At 64.9% G+C, this 7770-nt stretch carries 8 protein-coding genes; 4 read left to right on the top strand and 4 right to left on the bottom strand.

Going from position 1 to position 7770, the window contains the following annotated elements:
- A partial coding sequence (locus RMO23_RS13900; RefSeq protein WP_309682635.1) for a molybdopterin-dependent oxidoreductase occupies positions 1 to 433 on the bottom strand: 433 nt, incomplete at its 3' end.
- A gap of 95 nt (positions 434 to 528) precedes the next feature.
- Positions 529 to 1722: an acetylornithine deacetylase gene (gene argE, locus RMO23_RS13895; protein WP_309682634.1), complete on the bottom strand. Its 1194-nt coding sequence runs from the start codon at positions 1720 to 1722 to the stop codon at positions 529 to 531.
- Positions 1723 to 1801: 79 nt separating this feature from the next.
- Here argE and RMO23_RS13890 point away from each other — a divergent pair, with 79 nt between their 5' ends.
- The 4 genes from RMO23_RS13890 to RMO23_RS13875 are packed head-to-tail and all read left to right on the top strand — an operon-like array spanning position 1802 to position 5821.
- A complete protein-coding gene (locus tag RMO23_RS13890; RefSeq protein WP_309682631.1) occupies positions 1802 to 2668 on the top strand; it encodes a decaprenyl-phosphate phosphoribosyltransferase in 867 nt (288 codons plus the stop codon).
- Positions 2668 to 3612, top strand: coding sequence for a lysylphosphatidylglycerol synthase transmembrane domain-containing protein (locus RMO23_RS13885; RefSeq protein ID WP_309682629.1), 945 nt, complete (start codon positions 2668 to 2670; stop codon positions 3610 to 3612). Before RMO23_RS13890 ends, RMO23_RS13885 begins: the two co-directional genes overlap by 1 nt.
- A complete protein-coding gene (locus tag RMO23_RS13880; protein ID WP_309682626.1) occupies positions 3609 to 5153 on the top strand; it encodes a glycosyltransferase family 39 protein in 1545 nt (514 codons plus the stop codon). Before RMO23_RS13885 ends, RMO23_RS13880 begins: the two co-directional genes overlap by 4 nt.
- On the top strand, positions 5141 to 5821 hold the full coding sequence (locus RMO23_RS13875) for an HAD family hydrolase (RefSeq protein ID WP_309682623.1): 681 nt from the start codon (positions 5141 to 5143) through the stop codon (positions 5819 to 5821). Before RMO23_RS13880 ends, RMO23_RS13875 begins: the two co-directional genes overlap by 13 nt.
- A 400-nt stretch (positions 5822 to 6221) precedes the next feature.
- Here the strand turns inward: RMO23_RS13875 and RMO23_RS13870 are convergent, their stop codons facing one another.
- Both RMO23_RS13870 and RMO23_RS13865 read right to left on the bottom strand, forming a co-directional pair.
- Positions 6222 to 6995, bottom strand: a complete 774-nt coding sequence (locus tag RMO23_RS13870; RefSeq protein ID WP_309682620.1) for a hypothetical protein — start codon at positions 6993 to 6995, stop codon at positions 6222 to 6224.
- A gap of 54 nt (positions 6996 to 7049) precedes the next feature.
- The gene (locus RMO23_RS13865; protein ID WP_309682617.1) at positions 7050 to 7709 is read right to left on the bottom strand and encodes a TetR/AcrR family transcriptional regulator; all 660 of its coding nucleotides are present in this window, start codon (positions 7707 to 7709) and stop codon (positions 7050 to 7052) included.
- Positions 7710 to 7770: the final 61 nt, after the last annotated feature.

Here is a 7770-nt window from a genome sequence, read left to right as displayed (position 1 = left end):
GGTTGAAAAAGCGCCCGGCCATGCTTTCGCTCTGCACCTGGCCCATGGTGCCGGCGTAGCTGTAGGGGACTATGGCCTCGGGGTCGCGCGCGGCGATGGCTTTCAGGCGCGCGGCAATGTCGCTCAGTGCCGCCTCCCAGCTCACGGGCTCGAACTGGCCGCTGCCCTTGGGCCCGACACGCTTTTGCGGCTGCAGCAGGCGCTCCGGGTGGTAGCTGCGCTCGGTGTAGCGCGACACCTTGTTGCACAGCACGCCGCCGGTTTGCGGGTGCTCGGGGTTGCCCTGCACCTTGATCGCCACGCCGTTTTCCACGGTCGTCAGCAGCGAACAGGTGTCGGGGCAGTCATGCGGGCAGGCGCCGCGCACCTGGGTCTGCTGCGCGGCGGGTTTCGGGGTAGTCGGTGCAGCGGTGATGGGGGGCGTGGGGCTCATGGCGTAACTCTATAGGACAAGCTGAGCGAGGCCAAACCGGTCAATTTTTGGGAAAGCAAAATGCAAGCCTATTGACCAGGTCAATGCGCTGCGAATCAGGCGAGCTGCCGGGTGGCGATCAGCCCGCGCATGAAGGCCTCGCAGCGCGCCAGCTGCTCCAGGCTGACGAATTCATCGGGCTGGTGCGCCTGGTTGATGCTGCCGGGGCCGCACACCACGGTTGGAATGCCGGCGCTTTTGAACAGGCCGGCCTCGGTGCCAAAGGCCACCAGCGTGGTGTGGTCGGCGCCCGCCAAGCGCTGCGCCAGCTGCGTCACCGCATCGCTGGCCGAGCCCAGAAAGGCCGGCACTTCGCACAGCGTTTCAAAACTGAAGCGGGCTTCTGGCGCTATCTTTTTCATAGCTGGCAGCAGGCGTTCTGCCTGGGCTAGCACCTCTTTTTGCATCAAAAGCGCGTCTGCGGAGGGCAAATTGCGGAATTCGTAGCGAAACTCGGCGTCGCGCGGCACCACGTTGTCGGCAATGCCGCCATGGAACTGGCCGACGCTGGCGGTGCTGAAGGGCACGTCAAAACCCTCGTGGCGCGGCTCGCTGGCTTCAAAACCTTCGGCCATGTCGCGCAGCTTGCCAATCAGCCGCGCCGCCACCTCGATGGCGTTGACCGATTGCGGCGTCAGCGAGGAGTGCGCCTCCTTGCCGCGCACGCAGCATTTGTAGCGGTACACGCCCTTGTGCGCGGTGGCCGGCACCATGCTGGTGGGCTCGCCGACGATGCAGGCCAGCGGCTTGATGCCGGCGTCCTTCAGGTCGGCAATCAGCTCCTTCACGCCCAGGCAGCCGACTTCCTCGTCGTAACTGAGCGCCAGGTGCACCGCAAACGGCGCGCTGCCGTGCAAAAAATCCCCGGCATGGGCCAGCGCCATGCCGATAAAACCTTTCATGTCGCAGCTGCCGCGGCCATAGAGCCGGCCGTCCTTGATCGTGGCGGAAAGCGGGTCCAGCGTCCAGTCCTGGCCGTCCCAGGGTACGGTGTCGGTATGGCCCGACAGGATGATGCCGGCCGGTTTGCCCTCGCCCAGCGTGGCGAACAGGTTGGCCTTGGTTCTGTCGGCGTTGCTGGTCAGGCGGCTGGCCACGCCCAGTTTTTTCAGTTCGTCCCGCACAAAATGAATCAGCGCCAGGTTGGAGTGGTGGCTGACCGTGTTCATTTGCACCAGGGTCTGGATCAGTTGCAACGCGTGCGGCGACACGGACGCCGCGACGGGAGAGGAAGGGGGGGCTGTGGCCATGTGCCCATTTTGGCGCATCCGGCGGCCATGTGCGCCGGCCCGGTCAGTTATGCTTGAACGTCATTCCCTTCACGCCCTGATGCCTTCCTCCCCGTTTTCCCTGCTGGCCCTGATCCGCCTCATGCGGCCGCACCAGTGGCTAAAAAATGCCTTTGTGTTCGCCGGCCTGGTGTTCAGCCAGTCCTGGCAAAACGGGCCGCTGGCGCTGCGGGTGTTGTATGCCTTTGCCGCGTTTTGCTGCATCTCCAGCCTGGTCTACATCATCAACGACTGGCATGACCGCGCCAGCGATGCGCTGCACCCGACCAAATGCCGCCGGCCGCTGGCCAGCGGCGCGGTGTCCGGGCCGCTGGCGCTGCTGCTGGCGCTGCTGCTGCTGGCTGGCGGGGTGCTGCTGGCCGCCGATAACCGCGGCCTGCTGCTGTTGCTGGCGCTGTATGGCTTGCAAAATCTGGCGTATTCCTGGCGCCTCAAGCAGGTGCCGGTGGTCGATGTGTCCATCATTGCCTCGGGCTTCATGCTCAGGCTGCTGGCGGGCACCGTGGCGGTGGGCATTCCGCCTTCGCGCTGGCTGCTGCTGACCGGGATTTTTGTCGCGCTGTTTCTGGGCTTTTCCAAACGCAAGGCCGAGAGTTTTCATGACGAAGCCAGCCAGCGCGCCGTGCTGGCGCATTACCCCGCCGCGCTGCTCGACACCTTCATGGCCGTGGCCATGACCGCCACCCTGATGACCTACAGCCTGTTTGCCACCAGCCCCGAGGCCCAGTTGCAGCACGGCGAGCGCCTGCTGTACACCGTGCCCGTCGTGATTTTTGCGATGCTGCGCTACACCTACCAGGTGCACCGGGGCCGCGGCGAAGACGTGGCGCGCGACCTGCTGCGCGACCCCTGGATTCTGGCGGCCGGTGCCGCCTGGCTGGCCATCTTTTTGAGCCGGCGTTTGTGATGCCCGAGGCCAAACCGGTGGCGGCAAGCCGTTTGCCGGTCAAGCGGCTGCTGCTGGTGCTGGGCCTGGTCGCCACCGGCTATGCCGCCGCGCTGCTGCTGTGGGGCGACAGCCCCTGGGCTTCGTTGGCCCGCCTCGCATCGTGGACCGGCCTGCAGGCGGCGGCCCTGTGCCTGCTCAACTACGGCCTGCGCGGCCTGCGCTGGCGGCTCTGGATGGCGCACTACGGCCGGCATTTTGGCCCGCTGCAGGGCCTGCGCCTGTACCTGGCGGGCTATGCCTTCACGCCCACGCCCGGCAACCTGGGCGAGGCGGTGCGCGGCCTGATGCTGGCGCGGCAGCCGCTGGGCACGGTGCAAAGCCTGGCGATTTTTGGCGCCGAGCGGCTGGCCGATTTGCTGTGCCTGCTGCTGCTGTGCCTGCCCGCCGTGTGGTGGGGCCTGACGCATGATGCCGTGCAACTGGTGCCCGGCCTGCTGCTGGGGCTGCTGGCCTTGGGCGGGCTGGTGCTGGCGATAGCGCTGGGCGCGCTGCTCCGATACCGCGCGGCACTGATCACCCGGCTGGCCTGGCTGCGCGAGGCCTGGCACTGCCTGGCGCTGCGGCCGCTGTTGTGGTTTGCCCTGACGCTGGCGGCCTGGGCCGCGCAGGGGCTGGCGGTGTGGCTGATCTGCCGCGACTTTGGCGTGCCGATGGCGCTGCAGACGGCGACCGGCTTTTATGCCGTGGCCATGGTGGCCGGCGCCTTGTCGGCCCTGCCGGCCGGGCTGGGGGGCACCGAAGCCGTGCTGGCCGGTTTGCTGGTCGCGCACAGCGCCACGCCGGCCCAGGCCCTGACCATTACCGTGCTGGTGCGGCTGCTGACCCTGTGGCTGGCGGTCAGCCTGGGCATGCTGGCCTTGCTTTATAGTGCGGCGTTTCGCAAGGATATCAGCCTTTCATGACACCCCACCACGACCCAACCGAAGCTGACGACACGACCGTGCTGACCCGCTGGCTGCTGGGGGTGGGGCTGGCGTCGCTGCTGCTGCGCGGCTGGATCGCCGCCACGTTTCCAATTACCGGTGACGAGGCGCTGTTTTACTGGTGGGGTGTTTACCCCGACTGGGGCTACTCCGACCACCCGCCCATGGTGGGCTGGCTGATTGCGCTGATGCGGGCCACGCTGGGCGACACGGTCTGGTCCATTCGGCTGCCGGTGGTGCTGCTGCCGCTGGCGCTGGGCGCGGCGCTGTGGTGGGCGCTCAAGCCGGTTGACAAGGTGCGTGCCGCCTGGGCCGTGCTGTTTTTCTGGCTGGCGCCGCTGAACTGGCTCAATGTCTTGATCACCACCGACACGCCGCTGATTTTCTGGTCGGCACTGTCGGTGGCGGCCCTGCTGCGCGCCGAGCGCCGCGAGCCGCTGGACCGCGCCGCCTATGGGCTTTATGCCCTCTCGGGCCTGTTTCTGGGCTGCGCGTTCCTGTCCAAGTATTTCTCGGTGGTGCTGGGCTTTAGCTACCTGGTGTACTTTGCGCTGTACCGGCGCCAGCGGCTGGCCGGTTTTGCCCTGCTGGTGCTGTGCGCGCTGCCCGGCCCGGCCATCAATATCGCCTACAACCTGTCGCACGGCTGGTCGAACATCATGTTCAACCTGTACAACCGCAACGAGGGCGCGTCGTTCGAGCTGCGCAAGCCGCTGATGTATGTCGGCATGATGGCCTACCTGATCACGCCGCCGGCGCTGTGGCTGGCCTTGCGGCAGCGCAAGGCGCTGGCCGCCAGCGCACCCGGCCAGCGCCTGCTGGCCTGCCTGGTGGCGGTGCCGCTGCTGTTTTTTGCCCTGCTGTCGTTCAAGAAAGTGATTGGTCTGCACTGGGTGCTGTCGTTTTATGCCTTCGGCTTTGCTTATCTGGCCTTTGCCCTGCCGGCTGACAAGCTCAGGGCCTGCGCCAAAGGCATGGCGCTGTTTGCCGGCCTGCATGTGCTGGTGCTGGCCGGCCTGTACATGACGACGCTGGACAGCTGGAAGAGCACCAGGCTCTACCCGCAAATCATCCGCAGCTACAAGACCGCCGACATCGTCAAACAGGTCAGCCGCCCCGGCGTGGTGCTGATGGCCGAGGCCTACACCCCGGCGTCGATTTACGGCTTTGAGCTGCGCCAGTACGTGCCGGTGTTTGGTGTCGGCAAATTCCACGCCCGGCAAGACGACATGCTGGTCGATTTTTCGCTGTACAACGGCAAAACCATACGCGTGCTCACGTTCGAGCCCCCGCAGCTGCAGGAGTTTGCGCCCTATTTCGAGTCGGTCAGGGTGCTGAGCTTCAGCCAAAACGGCGTGCCGTTTTATGCGGTGGAGGGCACGGGCTTCAAGTACCCGGCCTACCGCGAGGGGGTGCTGGGCACCATCTTCCAGCGCTTTTACAACATCCCGTCGGTGCTGCCGATGACCGGCTGCCCGTTTTGCGAGCGCTACTGCGGCCAGGTACGATGCCCGAGGTAGCCGGGCCGGCGCCAGCCCCCGTGATTGCCGCCTTCGACTTTGACGGCACCCTGACCCGGCGCGACACCTTTGTGCCGTTTTTGATACGCGGCTTGGGCTGGCCCAGGTTTCTGCTGGCCCTGTTGCGCTGCTCACCCTGGCTGACGGGCTATGCACTGCGCCTGCTGCCCAACCACGTCGCCAAGGCCCGCTTGATGCGGGCCACGCTGACGGGCAGAACCACCGCCGAGATGCAGGACTGGGCCGCGCAGTGGCTGGCCAAGGATTTTCCCGGCCAGTTGCGGCCCTGGGCCATGGCGCGGCTGGCCTGGCACCAGCAGGCCGGCCATTGCTGCGTCCTGGTCAGCGCCTCGCCCGACATCTACCTGGCGCGCGTGGCGCAAGAGTTGGGTTTTGATGCCTTGATTTGCACCGGGATGGAAGTGGAAGGCGACCGCCTGACCGGCTCCATGCGCATGCTGAACTGCCATGGCGAGGAAAAGGTTTTGCGTTTGCAGGCCTGGCTGGCCCAGCGTTTTGGCCTGGCCTCGTTCGCCGGCGTGGAGCTATATGCCTATGGCGACACGGCAGGCGACAAGCCCATGCTGCGGCTGGCCCGGCATGCGTGGTACCGCGGCCAGCCGTGGAAAGAGGGGTCGGTCAGGTTTGAGGGCGTCGCAGGGCGATGAACGGCTGCCTGCAGCGAAAACAAGGGTCAAATCGGCCGCTAGCCCATACGGAACGTGTGCAGCAAGCTATTGAATTTATAGCATGATCCGAGGCCGGTCGGACTGAGCTTGGCCTGTCCTGAACCTGTCGAAGGGTCGAAGTCGTCTCTGTTTTAGCGGCGGTGTCCTTCACGACCAGGCCGGGTCTCACCCCGGCGGGCGAGGCAAAGAAAAGTTACTAGCCGCCGGGCTACCCCCGGTCTGGTGGTGAAAGCACGAGGCCTGCCAACTGAGCCCCGACAGCTAGGCGAAAGCAGAGCAAGGAAATGGTCAAATCTGCCTTTAGCCCAAGCAGAACGGGCGCAATAAGCTATAAAAACAATAGCGTTTGCCGAAGCCCCGCCCGCCTGAAAATCCGCCCTCAATCCTCCAGCTCAGCCTTCGCCATCTCCACATCCAGCCGTTCCATCGCATCGAGTGCCTTGCTGGCGGCCGCCTGCTCGTAGAGCTTGGTGGCTTCTTTCATCTTTTTGTCGCCTTCGAGCATGACCATGCCGTTGGCGTACTCGATCATGGCGATGGCGGAGCCGGGGTTCAGGCTCAGCGCTTCCTTGTAGAGCGACAGGCCGGTGTCTTTTTTGGCGCCGTAGGTCATGCCGCCGATCAGCGAGCCGACCTTGTCGATCACCTCGGCATGAAACGAGGCCAGCGCGATGTGGGCGTCGGCGTGCTTGGGACTGAGCTTGATGGACTGCTCCAGCGCCTGCTTGACCTTGCTGCCCAGGCCCTGCGCCAGCGCCTTGGCGACGCTGATGCCCTGGCTGTAGCGGCCCAAGGCGTAGGCCTGCCAGTACCAGGCGTTGGCGTTTTTCGGGTCCTGGGCCTGCTGCGCTTCGGCGCGCTGGGCGACCTCCATGAACAGCTCGAGCTTGGTTTTCTCTTTGGTTTCAAGGTAGTTGGCGTAAATGCTGGTGGCCTTGTTGGCGACCGTGATGCCGTCGCCGCCAGCCTTGATGCCGGCTTCGGCGGCCTTTTGAAACTCGCCGTTGTGAAACAACAGCCAGGCCTGCAGCACCGCCGCGTCTTTGGGCAGGGGCTCGCAGTCGCCCTGGTGCAGGCGGGCCCAGCTCTTTTTCAGGCTGGCGGCATCAAGCCCATAGTCGCCCGCGTGGGGAAAAGCGGTCCATTTGGCCATTGTGTGGTCTCCTTGATAAATAGTGTAGTGGGCGGGCGTGAGGGGAAGTCGGCTTCAGGCGGGGGTGCTGTAGGCGCCGACCAGCGCCTGCAAATGGGCGCGCTGGCCTTGCTCCAGGTAGGGAATCAGCAAATTGAGCACATGGTGCGCACCGCGCAGCAGGGCGGCCTGGGCGTTTTCGGGCTCCAGCGCGTTGCGCGGGTCGCGCACGTATTCAAAGCTGAGCCAGTAGGTCAGCACCACCACCATGCTGGTGGCGGTAGCCTCCACCTCGCGCGAGTCGATCGACATGGCGCCGGCGCGGCTCATGCCGTCCAGCAGGGCCTTGACCGAGCGGGTCTTGTTTTTGAGCACCCACTGGAAGTGGGTTTCGAGCCGGCGGTTTTTGCTCAGCAGGTCATTCAGGTCGCGGTATAAAAAGCGGTATTGCCAGATCAGCTCGAACAGCGTGTGCATGTAAAACCAGGCGTCTTCCACGTCGCGCACGCCGTCGCTGGCGTTCAGCAGTTCGTTCAGTGCGCGTTCGTAGCGGTCAAACAGCGAGTTGATCAGCTCGTCTTTGGCCGGGTAGTGGTAATACAGGTTGCCGGGACTGATATTCAGTTCGGCCGAAATGAGTGTGGTCGACACATTGGGTTCACCAAACCGGTTGAACAACTCCAGCGTGACTTCCAGGATGCGTTCTGCGGTGCGGCGCGGCGCTTTTTTCGCCATGGATGTCTTCCCCCGTTATGGAAGACTGCACTCTACCCCAGGCATTCCGATAGTGGCACTA

Source organism: Polaromonas sp., assembly GCF_031411155.1.
Classification (GTDB): Bacteria; Pseudomonadota; Gammaproteobacteria; order Burkholderiales; family Burkholderiaceae_C; genus Polaromonas.
Note: the sequence above shows the minus strand (reverse complement) of the source record. Positions and strands in the feature narration are given on the sequence as shown.